Annotated in this window: 12 protein-coding genes and 5 pseudogenes; 16 read left to right on the top strand and 1 reads right to left on the bottom strand. The window is 59.2% G+C overall.

What is annotated here, in order from left to right; genetic code table 11:
- From X739_RS137060 to X739_RS1000000171035, 14 genes and pseudogenes are all read left to right on the top strand, one after another.
- Positions 1-1,010: succinylglutamate desuccinylase/aspartoacylase family protein (locus X739_RS137060; RefSeq protein ID WP_023796582.1), on the top strand; the 1,010-nt coding region annotated here is incomplete at its 5' end.
- A gap of 4 nt (positions 1,011-1,014) precedes the next feature.
- The gene (locus X739_RS0136280; protein ID WP_051410665.1) at positions 1,015-2,187 is read left to right on the top strand and encodes a pyridoxal-phosphate dependent enzyme; all 1,173 of its coding nucleotides are present in this window, start codon (positions 1,015-1,017) and stop codon (positions 2,185-2,187) included.
- A gap of 277 nt (positions 2,188-2,464) precedes the next feature.
- Positions 2,465-3,163: an antitoxin Xre/MbcA/ParS toxin-binding domain-containing protein gene (locus tag X739_RS137065; protein WP_023796580.1), complete on the top strand. Its 699-nt coding sequence runs from the start codon at positions 2,465-2,467 to the stop codon at positions 3,161-3,163.
- 377 nt (positions 3,164-3,540) lie between these two features.
- A pseudogene (locus X739_RS137070) lies at positions 3,541-3,708 on the top strand (porin); the annotation flags it as partial.
- A 48-nt stretch (positions 3,709-3,756) separates the two neighbouring features.
- Positions 3,757-5,346, top strand: coding sequence for an ABC transporter substrate-binding protein (locus tag X739_RS137075; protein WP_031252651.1), 1,590 nt, complete (start codon positions 3,757-3,759; stop codon positions 5,344-5,346).
- 124 nt (positions 5,347-5,470) lie between these two features.
- The gene (locus tag X739_RS137080) at positions 5,471-7,393 is read left to right on the top strand and encodes a prolyl oligopeptidase family serine peptidase (protein WP_023796577.1); all 1,923 of its coding nucleotides are present in this window, start codon (positions 5,471-5,473) and stop codon (positions 7,391-7,393) included.
- Entirely contained in the window at positions 7,393-8,355 is a 963-nt protein-coding gene (locus X739_RS137085; protein ID WP_031252650.1) for an ABC transporter permease, read from the top strand. Before X739_RS137080 ends, X739_RS137085 begins: the two co-directional genes overlap by 1 nt.
- Positions 8,352-9,209, top strand: coding sequence for an ABC transporter permease (locus X739_RS137090; protein WP_023796575.1), 858 nt, complete (start codon positions 8,352-8,354; stop codon positions 9,207-9,209). Before X739_RS137085 ends, X739_RS137090 begins: the two co-directional genes overlap by 4 nt.
- The gene (locus X739_RS137095) at positions 9,206-11,068 is read left to right on the top strand and encodes an ABC transporter ATP-binding protein (RefSeq protein WP_023796574.1); all 1,863 of its coding nucleotides are present in this window, start codon (positions 9,206-9,208) and stop codon (positions 11,066-11,068) included. The genes X739_RS137090 and X739_RS137095 overlap by 4 nt, the downstream gene beginning before the upstream one ends.
- A 284-nt stretch (positions 11,069-11,352) precedes the next feature.
- Positions 11,353-11,495 (top strand): annotated as a pseudogene (locus X739_RS1000000171040) (IS3 family transposase); the annotation flags it as partial.
- A gap of 362 nt (positions 11,496-11,857) precedes the next feature.
- Positions 11,858-12,034 carry an IS21 family transposase gene (locus X739_RS1000000170130; protein WP_023796573.1) on the top strand — a complete coding sequence of 59 codons (177 nt, stop codon included), beginning with the start codon at positions 11,858-11,860 and terminating at the stop codon, positions 12,032-12,034.
- A gap of 155 nt (positions 12,035-12,189) precedes the next feature.
- The gene (locus X739_RS1000000170125; protein ID WP_198026195.1) at positions 12,190-12,831 is read left to right on the top strand and encodes a hypothetical protein; all 642 of its coding nucleotides are present in this window, start codon (positions 12,190-12,192) and stop codon (positions 12,829-12,831) included.
- Positions 12,832-12,956: 125 nt separating this feature from the next.
- Entirely contained in the window at positions 12,957-13,712 is a 756-nt protein-coding gene (gene istB, locus X739_RS137100; protein ID WP_023796571.1) for an IS21-like element helper ATPase IstB, read from the top strand.
- Positions 13,713-13,870: 158 nt separating this feature from the next.
- A pseudogene (locus X739_RS1000000171035) lies at positions 13,871-14,757 on the top strand (IS630 family transposase); the annotation flags it as partial.
- A gap of 330 nt (positions 14,758-15,087) precedes the next feature.
- Here the strand turns inward: X739_RS1000000171035 and X739_RS01000000166905 are convergent.
- Positions 15,088-16,086, bottom strand: a pseudogene (locus X739_RS01000000166905) (IS110 family transposase).
- 81 nt (positions 16,087-16,167) lie between these two features.
- Between X739_RS01000000166905 and X739_RS1000000171030 the strand changes: the two are divergent.
- Both X739_RS1000000171030 and X739_RS137110 read left to right on the top strand, forming a co-directional pair.
- Positions 16,168-16,341: pseudogene (locus tag X739_RS1000000171030) on the top strand (IS630 family transposase); the annotation flags it as partial.
- Between the two features lie 176 nt (positions 16,342-16,517).
- A complete protein-coding gene (locus X739_RS137110) occupies positions 16,518-17,744 on the top strand; it encodes an acetyl-CoA carboxylase biotin carboxylase subunit family protein (RefSeq protein WP_023796563.1) in 1,227 nt (408 codons plus the stop codon).
- The last annotated feature ends 802 nt before the right edge of the window (positions 17,745-18,546 follow it).

Here is an 18,546-nt window from a genome sequence, read left to right as displayed (position 1 = left end):
GCATCTGGTCTTCCATAGATTTTGATAAGGACGGCAAACAAACCGATTGCCTGCGCCTCCCTATCTCAACCGATTTGTCCGCCTATGGCTGGATACCGATCCCGGCGATCTGCCTGAAGAACGGGGACGGACCTACGGCACTATTGATTGCCGGCACGCACGGCGATGAGTATGAGGGGCAAATCGCGTTGATGCGGCTTTCCAGGAAGTTAAAGCCAAGCGAGATTGAAGGGCGCATCATAATACTGCCAGCCCTGAATTTCCCAGCCGTAAGATCTGGACGACGTGTTTCGCCTATCGATGAGGGCAATCTCAATCGTCTCTATCCGGGTCGGGCGCACGGCACGGCGACGGAGATGATCGCGCACTACGTGACCGAGGTTCTCCTGCCGACGACCGATCTGGTGGTTGACCTGCACGCGGGCGGCCGTTCACTTGATTACCTCCCCTCTGCGCTGATCCGACCCGGAACAACAGCAAAGCAACAGGAAAAGCTCCTTGAACTGCTGGACGTCTTCGGCGCCCCAATAGGGTTAATGACGGACGGCAGCGGCGGTGGCGGGAACACCACCCTGCCAGCCGCAGCCGAGAGTACTGGCGCACTTGTTATCACTGCGGAGTTAGGCGGAGGCGCGACGCTCAACCGAGAGGGGTTAGACCTCGCAGAGCAGGGAGTCCTCAGGCTTCTCAAGCACGTCGGGATTTTGCCGTCGTGCGACGTCTCGGCTCCCGGTCCAGTCCGCATTATGAATGGCTCTGGCACCGACCTGTTGGTCTATGCCTACGCTGACGGGTTGTACGAGCCCATGGTTGATCTCGGGGATGAGGTCTCGGAGGGGCAAGTTGCTGCACTGCTTCACTCTATCGACAAGCCTTACATTGAGCCTGAGGAAATCCGCTTTGCCCGAGGTGGGTTGATCGCCTGCAAGCGTTTTCCGACTTTAGTGAGGCGCGGGGATTGCCTGTTTGAACTGATGGAGGACCTGGCACCTCGGCATCTCCAAGGATAATCCCGTGCCAAACCAGATTAATCCAAGAATCGCCGGTATGAAATGCATCCAATGTGACGCCATTTATCCGGTTGGTGACTACTTTGAAGGCTGCCCGGAATGTTCAAGTGCGGGGGCACCTGCAAGCGTTGCGCCCCACTACGCTGAGTGGCCTACTACACTGGACTATGAAACACTTAGCGACTGGCTTTCCTATCCGCTATCCGACCTGGGCGAAGGCAAGACATCTTTGTCAAGTCTGCCTTGCCTGGCCGCGTCTCTCGGCATAGCCAGCTTGCATACTAAAAACGAGTTCGCCAATCCTACGGGCTCTCACAAAGACAGAATGGGATCTTTCGTTGCCCAGAGAGCGGTCGCGCTTGGAATAAAGACGGTCGCAATCGCCTCAAGCGGAAACGCTGGCGTATCAATGGCGGCTTATTCCGCGCGAGGCGGCCTTGAATGCGTCGTTGTCTCAACACCGGACATCAGTCCCAGCTGGCGCCGCGCCATCGAAATGCACGGTGCTCGTATCATTGCCACTGAAACCGATGATGACCGCTGGTCACTGATCGCGAACCACGCAAGGAAAGGCAACTGGTATCCGGCCACCAACTACACAATTCCCCCCGTTGGGAGCAATCATTTCGGTGTCGACGGTTATCGTGCCGTCGCTTTCGAGCTTCACCTGCAGTTTGGCCAAAAGGCACCGACGGACATCGTCGTTCCCACTGCGCGAGGCGACCTGCTGTGGGGTATAGCGAAAGGTTTCGAGGACCTTAGCGAGGCAGGTCTCATCCACTCAAAACCCAAGGTTCATGCGGTCGAGCCGTTTCCCCGAATTGGCGCAGCGCTATCTGGACAAGGGCTGGTCGGGGATTTTCCTGACGCGACCACCATGGGCTCGATTGGGGGCAACACCGTCACCCAGCAAACCCTGCGGGCACTTGAGATGGCTGACGGTCACGCGGTTGCGGTCCAGGATGCTGAAGTTGCAGCGGATCAGGCGACTCTTGCAAGAGAGGGCCTGTACCTTGAACTCTCAAGCGTTGCCACACTCACGGGTCTGCGCAATTTAGTCGCGGAAAAGAAAATCGAGCCGGATGCACGCGTGATTCTGATCGCGACCTCGCATGGCTACAAGGAGGTGGCCCGTTATCATGATCAACTGTCAGTGACCGACTGGCCGACCCGCTGAAGCCGTGTCGAGTTGCGCACTTCTCAAACAATATCAATAGCTGCGCTACGAGGGCCTAGCATTCCACGTCCACCTCGCCTCATTTCGCGCCTTGAAGCCGTATGGTGATGGGCCCGTAGAAGGCGGTGCTGCAGAAGACGATCCGCGCCTCAGCGCCATTAGGCCCGAGACTTCAATCCGCCGTCAAACCGAGGCGATGGACTGTCCACATACATAGCCCATAAGCACAATTAGATCCCGCAGGGAATCAGACTCTTACGCGGCAAGGGAGCCACACATGACAAAATCATTTGATTTTGGAAATGAACCTCGCCAGCACGAGCTTTCAAGCTTGGTTGCAAAAGAGGTCCAGCGCGTTCTGACTCAATACGAGGAGGTTATAAAGGAAAGGAGTTCACTCTCATCGCACATGGGGATTGGCAATATCGCTGCCACCGATTTACTTTCTGCAACACGCCTACAAGGGATTCATGACGATTTGACCGCCCTGGCCTTCGAATTTGTTCGGAGGCTCGCAGCCGAAGCAGTGCGTCGTTTCAATGAAAGCGCCCGTGAGGTGGCTTGTCTCACGGCGCGAAGCGAGAGCGCGTATGGGTGCGCAGTGCTAAAAGCGCGAGATCAGCAAAGCTATTGCCTGCGCATTGAAGACTGGGCGGGCGCGGTTGCAGGGCCCACCTATCTGGAAGAACACTTCGGCATACCGCGATCGACATTGCATTGGTGGCAACGCCACAATGATGTAGTCGCGTTGCGGAAAGGCGCGCGCAAGCATGTTTTTCCCTTGGCTCAGTTCATCGACGGCGGGCCTGCGCCTGGAATACGACAGGTGCTCTCCTCGATCGCCGATCCCAGACAGGCGTGGCTTTGGCTAACCTCCCCTTCACCTCGGCTTGAAGGCCGAATTCCCATAGAGATGCTCCGGCAACACCTGGCTGCAGAAGTCATCTTAGCCGCACGAGACTTCTCCTCCGCATGAAGCGTAACTGACGAACCCTACTGCAAATCGGTGCACCGGCAATCGGTTGGTTCCGCCGTCGCCTGTGAGAACTCTATTGATGGTCGCACGCACCACTACGCACTGCGTAATGTAGTTCCAATATCGTGCAAACTGTGCATCCCGTATGGTTTGTATAGTTTGTATAGTTTGTATAGTTTGTATAGTTTGTATAGTTTGTATAGTTTGTATAGCAGGGTCTATATCTCTTATTTTCGTGACATAATAGTCACTGTTGCATAAATCTCCGCCTGGCGCACCATACATATATTGCGCTATTCAATACCGTAGGATAGCAGTCAAACTGCGAGGAAGCAGCGCGATGCGCATCTTTTTCGATCGTGGGAGTGGAGAGAGAGATGCTGATAGCAGTTTCCGGTGCGCGCGCCGCCGACGCCCGTCGTCGAGCCGGAACAGCTAAGTTCGTCAAGATCTGCGACGTCTATGGTGCCGGCTACTTCTACGTTGCGGGCACGGAAACCTGCCTACGCATCGGCGGCTATGTTCGTTACCACATAGGCTTCGGCCGGAACAAATAAAATATCGCTTGAAACAAGACAAAGAGGGGTTGCACGATGATGACAACAATGTCCCGCCGAGGGTTTCTGGCGTTGAGTTCGGGCGCAGCTTTGGCTTCCACGCTGGTTATGATCAGAGCTGCCAGTGGTCAGGAGACGATCGACGAGATCACCTGGTCGCTGCCCACCGTCCCGGAAACGCTTTTTGTACCTCACGCCTGGTCGACCGGCATCGGCGTAATCATGTCGCTTGTGCAGGAAGGCCCGCTTTTGTTCGGCGATAACCTTGCCATGGTACCTGGCCCGGCCGAAAGCTGGGAACTGACCGACCCCACCACCGTGGTCTATCATTTGCGATCAGGTGTTACTTTCTCCGATGGCTCGCCGCTGAGCGCGGAGGATGTGGTTGCGACTGTCAAGTACCATTTGAGCCCGGATAGCGGCTCGCAGGTCGCGTCCTTTTACTCTTCCGTGGATTCCGTCGAGGCGACTGATCCGGCCACCGTCACCTTCAAGCTCAAATCGCCCAATGTGCAATTCCAGTACTGGGCCGCACTTATGGCCGGATTCCTGTTCAAGAAGGACCAATTGGGTAACGATGATCTCGGAACGCCCGATCTCCTGCCGCTCGGAACCGGTCCTTATAAACTCGTGGAATTCGTCCCGGCAGAACGTGTCGTGCTCGAGGCCCGCGATGACTACTGGGGCGGCAAGCCGGTTATCAAGAAGATCACGATTGTCGCCATTCCTGACGAGCAGACGCGAATCCTCGCTATGCAGAACGGCGACATCGACGGCACCTTCAATGTCTCGGTCTCCGACATCGACCAGTGGAAGGCGCTGGGCAATGTCGATGTCATCACGCAGCCATCGCTGGGCGTGTATCTACTTACCCTCGACCAGTCAGCGGCGCCGTTCGACGACATCCACGTGCGCAAGGCGATTTCATATGCAGTCGACCGAGAGGGCTTGGTAAAGGCGCTGCTGAAGGGAAACGGCGAGCCCGCGACCGCGATCAATCCACCGGGGATGTGGGCTGGTATTATGCCACCGGACGAAGTGCGCAAGTTCTACGCCACGCTGCCGACCTACCAATTCGATCTGGAGAAGGCCAAGGCGGAGCTCAAGCAGTCGAAATATTCGGACGGATTCGAGGTGATTGTGCCGAACTCCAATACCGATCCCTACATGACCAATATCCTTCAAAGCGTGTCAGAGAACCTCAGGCAGATCGGCATCACGACAAAGGTGCAGCAGACAGACAACACCCAGTGGTTTGCTGGTTATTTAAGGCATGAGAACCTCGGCATGCAGATCATGGGATACGCCCCTGACTTCGCTGACCCCTCGAACTATCCATCCCTGTTCTTGAGCAGCGCCAATGCGGCCAAGGACGGCATGAACGCCTCCAACTTCAAGAATCCCGAGGTCGACAAGGCGCTTGCTACCGCGAACGAGAAGTCGGATCCGAAGGAGCGCGGCGAAGCGCTGAAGCAGGTGTTCAGGATTGCCAACCAGGACGCGGCGGTGGTGCCGATCTTCTGGCCGGACTCGGCCATGGCGATCAGCAACAAATACAAGCTGACCGGCTACAATGCGCTCTACTACAACACTCCGTGGGCCATGCGCGGCTTCGGTCCGAAGTAGCCGGCAAGTCGGCGCACGTGAGGAGGACCTGGCAATCGCGGTCCCTTCTCGCGTGATTCTGACGCGGCGCCGCCGGCACTTTCCCAACCCATCCTATAAACTTATATGAAGTTAGGTTTCTCCTATGGACAAGCTTAGCGACAACGTCGGACGGCTCGACGATGTCCGGTATGCGTCGGATATTTCCTGGCAGAGGGGCGGCAGTTTGCTAGTTGCCGCAATTCGGTGCGGTCGTGAGGCCGACGAATGCGATCAAAGCCGTATCTGGCGCTTCGGCCTCGGCGGCGCCGCCGGCCAACTGACACATGGTCCGAACGGCGATTACGCGCCGCGCTTCTCGCCCGTCGACGATCGGATTGCCTTTGCGTCCGACCGCAAGACGCAAGGCAAAGGGGACCTATTCATCCTTGCGGGCAGCACTGTGAGCTCATTGGGCGATATTCCCGGCACGATTGAAGACATACGCTGGACCAGCGACGGCAGCGCGCTCGTCGTGCTGGCGGCGGATCGCGGCTTGGATAGCGCCGCGATCAAGAGCGCAACGCGCATCTGGTGGGGCGCCACCGAAGATCCGGCCGTTATCAACCCGACCGATGCACGCCGGCGGCTGTTTAGGGTATCGGCATCTGACGGCCAGACCGTCGAGGTCGGGCCGCGCGACGCGACGGTTTGGGAGTTCGACCTTTTCGGTGATGATGGCGCCGTGGTGCTCACCTCCGCCGATGCCAGCGAGCGCGGGTGGTACCATGGGAAGCTGGCGCAACTGGACTTCGCGACGCGCGCGGTCACGGGGCTATACGACCCGCGATGGCAACTGCAGGGGCCAGCCGTTTCACCGTCGCGGACCAAGATCGCTTTCCTCGAAGGCTGGTCGAGCGACCGGGGGCTGGTCGCCGGCGAGATGCGCATTCTGGATCTCGCCACTGGCGAGGTCACATCGCTGGCGGCCAATGAACAGTCCAGCATCACGTCAGTGTCGTGGCGCACTGATGTGAGCCTATGGTTCGCTGGCTGGTCGCGCCTTGGCTCCACCTATGGTGCGGTCCGGCTCGACGGCACATTTGAGCACATTGCGCGAGAGGATGCGGTCGTTGGCCCTCATAGCTTACTCGCGACCATTGCGCCCGCGCCGGACAACGCTGGTTTTGCCGCGATCCGCGAAGCGGTGGGCGGGCCGCCTGAGATCGTTTTTAAAGCCAATCCCAGGTCCGACTGGTTGCCGGTGACATCGCTCAACGCGAAGGTCATGGCGGACTACCCTGACTATCCGGACGTGCGCGAGGTGAATTGGAAAGGTAAGGATGACCTTGCGCTGGAGGGCCTCGTGCTGCTGCCGAAGAACCGCAAGCCCGGACCTCTGCCCACCATCGTCGAGATCCACGGTGGACCGACCTTCTCAGCGAAGCATTCGTTCAATCCTGGCTTCGCGCTGCATGCGGCGGCGGCGGGCTATGCCGTCTTCCGGGCGAACTATCGCGGAAGCGCGGGCTGGGGGCAACCATTCTCGCAGCTCATTCTCGGCGACCCTGGCGGCGCTGAGTGGGACGACATCATGGCCGGCATTGATCACTGCATTGCCGTAGGTATTGCGGATATGGACCGGATCGGGGTGACCGGCTCCAGCTATGGCGGTTACTTGACCGCTTGGTCGGTGGCGCGCACGAACCGATTCAAGGCGGCGGTAATGGTCGCTGGCATCTCCAGCTACTGGAGCTGCCACTATTCGGGCAACCACGATTTCGTCGAGTACATCGTAGGCGGGCCGCTCAAAGAAGAGCGCTTCCGCAAGCTTGCGATCGACCGCTCGCCGCTCTTTCGCCTGGACAGACCCACCACGCCGACCCTGATTATCCATGGGGAGCTCGACCGCTGCACGCCGCTAGGCCAGGGCCAGGAATTTTACAGCGCGCTGCTGGAACGCGGCGTCCCGGCAGAGCTCGTGGTTTACCCGCGCGAAGGACACAGCTTCGAGGAAAGTGCGCACCGGTTTGACAAGGCACGGCGTACGCTTGACTGGTTCGATCGCTATGTGAAGGGGGCGTGCTGATGCAGTCCAACGTGGTTCGCATCATCCTCATCCGGCTGGTTCAAGCCGTCCCCCTGCTGATTGCTGTCTCTGTCATCGTCTTCGGCCTGATCTATCTCGCACCAGGCGATCCGGTGCGGACATTGCTCGGCGCCAAGGCCATGACTCCCGGGGCTATCGCCTTCTTGCGCGAGCGCTACAATCTTGACGATCCCTTCATCGTCCAATACCTCAAATGGCTGTGGCAGGTGCTGCAGGGGGATCTCGGCCGTTCGATCTCTGGAAATCGTCGCGTCATCAACATCATCGCCGAACGCCTCAGTATTTCAGTGTTCCTGGCGGCCATGAGCGCGGTGATCGTTCTCGGCGCTGGCATAGGGTTGGGTACTTGGGCGGCGCTACGGCGCGGTCGTTGGATCGACCGGCTGACCGTCATCTTCGGCCTCCTCGGCATTTCCTCACCTCCCTTCGTCACCGGCTTGTTCCTACTTTATCTCTTCGGCGTCATCCTTGGTTGGTTTCCCACTTTTGGTGCTGGCGATAGATTCCTCGATCGCCTGTGGCACCTCACACTACCTGCCATTGCTCTGGCCTTTTCGGTGATGGCGATCGTCATGAAGATTACCCGCGCCGCCATGATCGAGACAATGGTTAAGGATTACGTCACCTTTGCGCGCGCGCGGGGGCTCTCCGCGCGACGCGTGCTGCTGCAATATGTCCTGCGCAATGCACTCATACCGGTGATCACGGCGGCCGGTCTTGTCATCGTCAGCCTCGTCGCAGGCTCCGTCTATGTCGAGGTGACCTTCGCGCTCCCTGGTCTCGGCACCCTCATGGTCGATGCAGTATCCAAGCGCGACATTCCACTCATCCAGGGCGCGACGTTGGTTTTCTCTCTCTTAGTCGTGGTCGCCAATCTTCTCATCGATATCCTTTACACTCTCATTGACCCGCGCATCCGATTTGAAGGGGTCAAGTCATGACGCTTCCAGAGGCGATCGACGCCCATCCAGTTCGCCGCATCTCACGCCGTCTTGCCCAGATGCCGCTGCTGGTCTGCCTGGCTTTCGTCGTGGTAGGCGTAGTTGTTCTGTGCGCAGTACTTGCGTCCTGGATCGCGCCCTACGATCCATCACTGCAGCGCCTCGGGGTCGGCGTATCGCTTCCCAGCCCCGACTTAATTTTCGGCACCGATTCGCTCGGTCGCGACATCGTCTCCCGCACCATCCACGGGGCCTCGACCGCGCTCGTTGGCCCCATGGTGATCGCTGCCGGGGCCTTTGCGGTGGCGACTATTCTCGGCCTACTCGCAGGTTATCTCGGCGGCTGGATTGATACCCTCATCATGCGCTGGGTTGACTTCATGCACGGTCTGCCGTCGACGCTCATCGTCATTGTCGTGGTCGGGGTCATGGGCGGTGGCTACTGGGTGGCTGTCGCGGTGCTGCTCACCACCTTTGTTCCGTCTGACACTCGGATCGTGCGCTCCGCCGTGCTGGAGCAGCGCCCACGCCCCTATGTCGATGCGGCCCGCACCCTCGGCATCAGCAAACGCCGCATCCTTCTCGTTCACATCCTCCCGAATATCCTGCCTATCATCGTCGCCTATGTTTCGATCGACTTTGCCTTCGCGCTTGTCAATCTTGCCGGTCTTTCCTTTCTCGGCCTGGGGGTCGAGCCCGGCACTGCCGACTGGGGCCGAATGCTGAGCGAGAACCGCAACCTGCTGTTTGGCGGGAATCCGCTAGGCACACTGGTCCCTGCTTTCGCCATGATCCTCACTGCCATCAGCATGAACCTGATCGGCGACTGGCTGTTCGAGGAGTTCATCGGATGACCTTGGCATCGGATCCGCAGAATTTCCTCACCGTTCAAGATCTCGCCATCTCCAGTGGCCACCTTGTGATCACGATGCCGACCAGCTTCCACGTCGCACCAGGCGAGACTCTCGCCATCGTAGGGGAATCCGGTTCGGGCAAGTCGCTCACGGCCAAGGCTATCGCCGGCCTACTGCCTCCCGGCGTCACCGCAAAGGGTTCGGTGAAGCTCGAAGGCTGCGAACTCAACGGTCTTTCCGAGCGTGACTGGCAGAGGCTGCGCGGCCGTCGCGTCTCGATGCTTTTACAAGACCCTTTCACCATGCTGAACCCCGTGATGCGCGCCGGCCGGCATCTCGACGAGACGCTGAGGGATGATCCCATGTTCCACGATCGCGAGGCACGGCGCGCCGAGGTCGAGCGCCGCCTTGCGGAAGTAGGTATCGATAATCCCGCCGTCGCCGATCAGTTTCCATTTCAGCTTTCAGGAGGCATGAGCCAACGCATTGCGCTTGCCAGCTCGCTCGCTCGCGATCCCGAAATCCTGATTGCCGACGAACCCTCGACCGCCCTCGACGTCACCACGCAAGCTGAGATCATGCAACTCTTGAAGCGCGCCCAGGCGCAACGCCGCATGAGCCTTATCCTGATCACTCACGACCTGCGTCTCGCCTTTTCCACCTGCGACCGCGTGCTGGTACTATATGCCGGCTCGGTCGTCGAGATCGGCCGGGCCGGCGATCTCGGCTCCGGCCCCTTCCATCCCTATTCTGCGGGCTTGCTCCTCTCCGAGCCTCCAGCCACCAAGCGGGTCAAGCTCCTCGTCGCCATGCCGGGCCGCGTTCCAGTGGCCCATGCCGTCGTAGGACAGTGCGCTTTTGCGGATCGCTGCGACTGGGTCGACGAGCGCTGCCGCGCGGCGCGCCCTGCCCTAGAGCAGCGCGCCCCTGGCCGCTTCACCCGGTGTCTGCGCCAGCCCGAAATCCAGGGCGAACTTGACGCGCTTCGCCGCGCAGCATTGGAGGCCGCACCAGCCATCCCAGCGCGTCCGGCGAACGAGCACCCTCTGGTAAAGGTCGAGGCCATTACTAAGGTCTTCCCCGGCAAGATCGCAACGCACGCGCTCAAAGGCGTGAGCTTCCATATCGCCCCCGGCGAAAGCGTCGGCCTAGTCGGCGAGTCCGGTTCGGGCAAGAGCACGCTCGGACGCTGCCTGCTTGGTCTCGAAACGCCGACTACGGGCAAGATCGAGATCGATGGCATCGACGCTCACGATTTCGAGGCCCTGCAGCCCGACGACCGCGCTTATCTGCGCCGTACGGTCCAGATGGTCTTTCAGGATCCCTACTCAACGCTCAACCCGCGCCACTCTGTCGGCAAGACACTTGCGGAATCGCTGCGCGTCAGGAAGTTCTCAGGCGATATGAATGGCACGATCGCTCGGCTTCTGACAGAAGTGGGCCTGACGGCGGACTACGCGAAAAGGCGGCCTGCGCAACTCTCGGGAGGCGAGCGCCAGCGCATCGCCATCGCCCGCTCACTCGCCGTCTCGCCGCGCCTGCTCGTGTGCGATGAGCCCGTTTCTGCGCTCGACGTCTCGGTGCAGGCGCAGGTGCTCAATCTTTTCAAGGATTTGAAGGCTGCGCGCGGCCTATCTTTCCTGTTCATCACCCACGACCTCGCGGTCGTGCGACAGATCGCCGATCGCATCGTTGTTCTTTATCTCGGTGAAGTGGTCGAGGAAGGCTCGGTCGATCAGGTCCTGTCGGAGCCGCAGCACCCCTATACCAAACGCCTCATCGCCTCAATTCCGACTTCTACATGCACATGCACGGAGTGGCAGACCTCTAGGCTGAATCGATATTCATCGCATCCATAGGATGGCGCGAGCGATTTGGATGAATGAGAGGAAGGTGTACGGCGCGTCGGTGGTAGCGTGTTGCGATCGTTCTGAAGTGCTCGAGTTTATTGAAGCGGCGCTCGATGAAGTTGCGGGCCTTGTAAGGTTCGAGTTGTAGGGATCGGCATCCTGCGGGTCGGATTGCAGGGGATGACAGCTTCAGCCCCCATTTCGGTGATGATCTGGCGCAAGGCGTTGCTGTCACAGGCCTTGTCGGCGAGGACGCTTTTGGCCTTCAAGCCTTCCAGCAAGGCGGCGTCAGGATCGGCCTCAGGCTCACCTTCACTCCCTTACGCTCCCCGCAAAGCGACGGAATCTCCGAGGCATTCATTAAAACGCTGAACCGGGCTACGCCCGAAACGTCATTCTGCACCACGCCGAAACTGTCTTGGCCTTGCTGGCGACTCCGGCTTGCGTTGGCCACGCGAGTTCAGGCCACAGGCCGCTGGTGCTTAATGCAACCCGCTGCCTGTCCGGTCTAACGGGGGGCCACTCCAGGTTTGCCGTCCAATTCGCCTGTGCCGCCGCAATTTTAAGCGGTATCGAAATGATTAAATGAAAAATGAAATGAGACGAAAACGACTGGTGATGCTCCTCCCCTGTCGAGCTGTTCGCATTCTCACTGCCTGACCTGCAACTCGCCAATCCTCCTTGCGGCCTAATAGCGCACAGAGTCGAACTGGCCCCATCTTGCCGTCGAGCTCAAGAAGCCGGGCGTCACGCTCCTCATCTTGTGGGAGGAGTATCGAGGAAGTCATCCCGACGGATATGGCTACAGCCGGTTTCTGCGAGCTCTTTCGCAGCTTCGAACAGCGGCTTTCCCCGACGATGCGCCAGGAACACGCCGCCGGCGACAAGGTCTTCGTCGACTATTCCGGCAAGAAGATCCCGATCGTTGATCGAGACACCGGCGAGATCCGTGAGGCGACGGCGTTCCCCGCCTGATCGTCCCCGACAATCTGAAGTCGGGCGTCAGCCGCGCCAGCTTCTACGATCCCGAGATCAATCGCAGCTACGGCATGATGGCATCCCATTATGGCGTCGGCGTTCTTCCGGCACGGCCGCGACGGCCGAAGGACAAATCGAAAGTCGAGAACGGCGTGCGTTTCGCCCAGTCATGCATTCTGGGGCGGCTGCGCAACCAGACCTTCTTCTCGCTGGCCGAGGCCTATGCCGCAATTCGCCAGGCACTCGATCGCATCAATGATCACGTCATGCGTCGGCTGGGCGTCAGTCGCCGGCAACTGTTTGAGAGCGTCGAGCGTGCTGCGCTGGCAAGCCTTCCGAGCGAAGACTACGAATTCGCCGAGTGGCGGCGTTTGGCCCGCGTCTCGACGGATTACCACGTCGAGTTCAAGACCTTCTTCTATTCCGTACCGCACAACCTCATTCGTCAGCAAGTCGATCTGAGGGCAACGGCACGCACCATCGAGATCTTCCACCGCGGCAAGCGCATTGCCGTCCATCAGCGCCGCTATGGCGGCCCTCGTCATGGGACGGATCCGGATCATATGCCCAGCTCCCACGGGCGATATGCCGAGTGGACGCCGGATCGTTTCCGTCGCTGGGCCGCATCCGTCGGGCCCGAGACGGAAGGCTTGGTTGTCGCAATCCTCGCCAGCCGCCCACATCCTGAACAAGGCTTTCGAAGACATGCCTGGGTGTCCTTCGCCTGTTTCGCGATGTCACACGCGATCGCGCCGAAGCCGTCTCAGCCCGCGCTGTCGAGATCGGTGGGCTGAACTGCAAGAGCATCGCCTCGCTCATCGCCAATCACAAGGCCGCAAGGCATTCCACCGAACCGACCGCCATCGTCGATCACGCCAATCTGCGTGGCCCTGATTACTTCCATTGAGGAGACATACCAATGCTCATCCATCCGACCATCAACATGCTGCGCGAACTCGGCCTTCATGGCATGGCCACTGCCTTCCAGGAACTCGACGCACAATCCGAAGCACGCGGCCTCGAGCATGGCGAATGGCTTGCCATGCTGCTCGAGCGCGAGGCTACCATGCGCCGCCAGAAGCGTTTCGAAGCCCGCGCCAGGGCTGCAAAACTTCGCCATGACGCACAGATCGAGAATGCCGACTTTCGTGCCGCACGCGGTCTTGATCGCAATCTGTTCATGGCGCTCGCCGGCTGCGACTGGATCAGAAAGCATCACAGTCTTCTCATCACCGGGCCGGCCAGCGTCGGCAAGAGCTGGCTGGCCTGTGCGCTTGGCCACAAAGCTTGCCGAGAGGATTTCTCCGTCGCCTATCACCGCGTTCCCCGGCTGTTTGCAACGCTTGCCCTCGCGAGAGGCGACGGACGTTATGGCCGGATCCTCAAGCAACTCGCCAAAACCGACCTTCTCATTCTCGATGACTGGGGACCGGAAAAACTCAATGATGACCAGCGGCGTGATGTGCTTGAGATCATTGAAGACCGCTACGAACGCCGATCGACAATCGCCACCAGTCAGCTGCCCCTGGATCGCTGGTACGAGATCATTGCAAACTCAACCCTGGCCGATGCCATCCTGGACCGCCTCGTTCACAACGCCTATCGCATCGATCTCACCGGTGAAAGCATGCGAAAACAGCGCTCGCCGAGAGCGTCCGAAACAGCGCACGCTTGACCTGAAACGAAACCCAATCCAAACATCAAACAGACCCAGGATCAGTCCGAAAAATGGCCGGCTTCAATCGGAACACCGGCCGGAATGAAATCGGAATGACTGGCCGGCTTCAAATCGGAATCGATGGCCGGCTTCGTCGGACTACGCAGATTCGGGCGATGGGGGCAGCGGTGAAGATACGGACGGACTATTCGGCTGCGGCGCTTCGGCGACTGGCGAAGGTGGCGAATGACGTCACCAGAGCAGGCGCTTGTTGTCGCTGGCTGGGGGTCATGGACGGGATGAGCCGGGAACATGCTGCACGGATCGGCGGCATGGACCGCCAGCCGCTGCGGGACTGGGTGCATCGCTTCAACGAGGATGGCCCTGACGGACTGAAGGATTCCTGGTATGGCGGACCCACGCCGCGCCTGTCGCCGGAACAGAAGGCCGAACTGGTGCAAATCGTCGAGACGGGGCCGGACCTGGCGGTTGACGGCGTGGTTCGCTGGCGGCGCATCGATCTGCAGCGCGTCATTGAGGATCGTTTCGGCGTCGCCTATCACGGGCGCTACGTGGGCAAGCTGCTGAAGGAACTCGGCTTCTCGCACATGAGCGCGCGGCCGCGCCATCCGGCGCAGAATGCCTGGACCGTGGAAGAGTTCAAAAAAACTTTCCGCGCACGCTAGCCGCCCACCTCGCCGACCTGCCGAAGGGCAAGCCCGTCGAGGTGTGGTTTCAAGATGAAGCCAGAATTGGCCAGAAGAACGGTGTCGTGCGGCAATGGGCGCGCCGTGGCACGCGGCCCAGGAGCCCGCCGACCAGCGCTATCAAAGCGCATACCTGTTCGGCGCCATCTGCCCGGCGCGCGGCAAGGGAGCAGCCCTGAGTTTGCCGACACTGCGGCTATGCAGCTTCATCTCGACGAGCTCAGCCGCCATGTGGCGCGCGGCGCGCACGCCGTGCTGCTACTCGACCGGCAGGCTGGCACACGACCGCCAAGCTGAAAGTGCCGAGAAACATCACGCCGCTGCTGCTGCCGTCGCGAGCCCCGGAACTCAACCCGTGTATGGATGGCTCCTGCGGGTCAAGGGTGTCGGATTGGATTTGGTGAACAGGTCGGTTGCGGCCATGTATACGGCGTCTGAATGTGCAACGGGATCGCTACGCGCCCTGATGAATATCCGCTTGGAGAACAGGTCCCACTCAATCGAGCGCGCTCGAGGCGCTTCGGATTGATCGGGGTGTCCTGGTTCTTCGTCTCCGTTTGTTCGCCATCACCTCACTTTGCCCTGACCATTCCGAGAGCCTGTCAGGCTGNAATCGGGGTGTCCTGGTTCTTCGTCTCCGTTTGTTCGCCATCACCTCACTTTGCCCTGACCATTCCGAGAGCCTGTCAGGCTGCCTGCGGCTCGTAACGCGATCCGTCCCTAAGGACTGCGAAGATTGTTCTTGCCATGCGATGCGCTAAAGCGATGGCGACGACCTTCGCCTTCTTCCGGTTCAACATGCTTGATAGCCAATCCGATCCCGGCTCGCGCCTGAGCCTACGTCTGAGCATGATCTGCGCCATTGCGCCCAGATATAGCAAAGGTCGGATATAACGGTTGCCCATCTTCGAGATCCGGCCCAACCTCTGCTTGCCTCCGGTGGAGTGCGGTTTGGGCGTGAGGCCGAGCCACGCCGCATAGTCTCTCGCGCAATCAAAATTGTCGACATCCGGCGTCGTCGCCGCGATGATCGTCGCCGTCAGAATCCCCACACCAGGGATCGTAGCCAGACGCTGGCTTGTCTCGCTTTGCTCGTAGGTCTCTTCGATCTCATCGGTCAACCGCTCGATCCGCTTGTTCGTCTCAGCCAACTGATCGAAGAGCAAACTCACGGGCATCCGGGCACTTCCGGCAGCGGATCCAGTTGTTCCTTCAATCGATCGACGTTCTGTGCGCCTTTTGCCGCTATGACGCCGAACTCCGTCATGTGTGCTCGGATAGCGTTGCCGATCTGCGTGCGTTGGCGAACCAGAAAGTCCCGCGTGCGGTGAAGAACCAGAACCGACGAGCAGACTTCGCTCCTGAAGGCGACAAACCGCATGGACGGGCGTGTCACGGCTTCACAGATGGCGGCCGCGTCTGCGGCATCCGTCTTCCCGCGCTTTACGTATGGACGGCGGCATCAGACGGACGTCATGTGCCATCTGCTCAAGTCTGCGTCCCCAGTCGTGAGACCCTGCGCAAGCCTCCATGCCGATCAGGCATCGCGGGCGCTCCTGGAAAAACGCGAGCAACTGGCTGCGGCGAAGCTGGCGGCGCACGAGAACCCGACCGTTCTCGTCTACACCATGAACCTGAAAGACGCTCTTTGCGAGGTCGATACCGACTGTGGCAAGCTCTGACATGGATGGCTCCTCCAAACGGGACAATGACAGCCCGACCATGGCGCAATGCGAGGCCGAGAGCAGGAGCCATCCACACCATCAGTCGAGAACGTCTGGCAATATCGGCGTGCCAACTGGCTCTCCAACCGCGTCTTCGACGACTACGACGCCCTCATCGACGCCGCCTGCGAGGCTTGGCAGAAGCTCATCGCCCAACCCGAAACAATCACATCAATCGGAATGCGAGAGTGGGCTCACGTCGGTCGAGCTTCATGACCTTTGGTATAATCTATAATCCAGCTGTTGCAACAGATCCTTCACATAAATTCACACGATATTGCGCCCGCAAATCGCTGAGGGCTGGTACGTTCAGTGCGAGGTCTCAGTTTAGCAACGGCTGATGCCGCTTTGGACCCGGACAACCAAGCAGTCAACATCAGAGGCAACAACCAATGGCAAGAAGAGCACTCGTCATGATTGAAGGCGCAAGCAATAGCCCGCACTACACTCAAGCGGCCCAACGTCTTGGTCTTCATCCAATTATCCTGTCGGCTAATCCATCCCGGTTCGACTATCTTGCAGCGGAAGAGAGTGAGGCCGTCCGGGTCGATACAGGTAACGTCGATGCGCTGATCCGCGAATGTTCCCGGCTGCTTGCCACTCACGATCTTGCGGGTATTACCTCTCCCAGCGAGTCGGTCTCTGCGACAGTTGGCAAGCTCTGCCGGCATTTCGATCTACCGGGACCGAATCCTACATCGATTGAACGATGCTGCGACAAATTCACTCAACGTCAGCTCCTCGAGGAGTCCGGCGTCCCGATACCTGCTTACCGCGTGGCAACAAATGCGAAGGAGGTAGAAAGTTCTGCCGCGGAGATCGGCCTGCCGGCAATTGTTAAGCCAGCCCTCGACAGCGGCGGCAGCAGCGGGGTTCGATTGTGCCGCAGGCTTGATGAATTGGCCGAACATACGACCTATCTGTTTGGCGAAACGCACTTGTGGCGGTCTTCGCCGAGGATATTAATCGAAGAATTCGTACATGGTCCGCAGTACATGGCTGAGACAATGGGAAATGAGCTCATTGCGATTGGCACCATGGACTTCGGCCCTCCCCCGCATTTCGTCTATCGTGAGTGGACCCTTCCGGCCCCGCTGACCGATGACGAGCACGAGCGTATCGCCGAGGTTTCGCTGAGCTGCTTGCGAGCTCTCGGCCTTGGCTGGGGACCAACGGACATTGAACTCCGGTGGACCGAGCGTGGCCCAGTTGTCATTGAAGTCAATCCGCGACTTGGGGGTTGGGCCGTTCCTCAACTGGTTCGCCTGGCCTACGGGGTCGATCTCATCACCGAGCACATCAAACTTGTCATCGGCGATGAATCCAATTGCCGCAAAACGCATTCCCAATCTGCGGCTGCGCGGTTCCTGGTTGCTGATCGCGATGGTACCCTCGATTGGATCGATGGCGGCAGCCAGGCCGCCGCTATACCAGGTGTAACCGAGGTCAAATTCTATGTTAAGCCTAAGACCCCGATCGCCAGGACAGGCGATTACCGAGACTGCCTCGGATATATCATCGCTGCTTCAGCCACCCATGCTCAGACCAACGCGATACTTCAACGTGCCGTCGACGTGATTGATTGGTCCATCACGCCACTGCCGATAGTTAGCGAATAGGAACAATCTGCGGCCCTTACACCTGTCGGCACCGGTCAGGTGGCGCCAGATACGAGGGTGATCGTCGCCGAACATCGGTGCAATAAGACATGGGAGAGATACGTCTTGGTCCAAGGAGCCAGAATTGGGACGCGTAGAAGGATCGGTACATAGCGGATCAGGCGGCGAGAGTGGCAAATTGTACGGCGAGAGGTGGATGCGGATTGAAGGCATTACCTGCCGTCGCTTGCCTATGGTGTGGATCATCGCGATCCCTCCGACAATGGCGCAGGGGCTGGCGAAGGGCTTGAAGCCCGAGCATCGGTAGCACCTAAAGTAGCGTAGTTACCGTATTAACGGTGAGTTGGCCTCATCTCGAACCAGAGTAGCTCACTCACAAACTGATTTGACATAAGGCCTTGTAGCGAATGAACATCGGCTAAAGAGACTGGATGAATAAGAATCCCAAGCGGCGCGTTCACATGCCCTGCAGAATGAAGTAACCGACCGGCCGTCCGCCGAGCCTCTCGTGCGATCTCGAACGGGTGGCGTACGAGTAACTCGCATCTTCAAGCGATGACTAACAGTTACTAGATAGCCGGCCCCATGAAGATTGATGAAAAATCCATTACCGGCAAAGAGCTGATGGTCGAGGAACAGACCCAGCTCTTTGGGTAATTGGCGCGGGTCCTGCCGGTCTGTCCGCCGCCATTGAGGCAGCTCGGCCAGGCCCCGCATCACGTATCGAGCAAAAACGAATGGAGCGCATCCGTGGCTAAAACACAGTTACGAACGACTTTGTCCCTGCACGAGTCTGTGCGTG

Origin of the sequence: Mesorhizobium sp. LNHC209A00 (genome assembly GCF_000502915.1) — a bacterium.
Taxonomy (GTDB): domain Bacteria; phylum Pseudomonadota; class Alphaproteobacteria; order Rhizobiales; family Rhizobiaceae; genus Mesorhizobium.
Note: the sequence above shows the minus strand (reverse complement) of the source record. Positions and strands in the feature narration are given on the sequence as shown.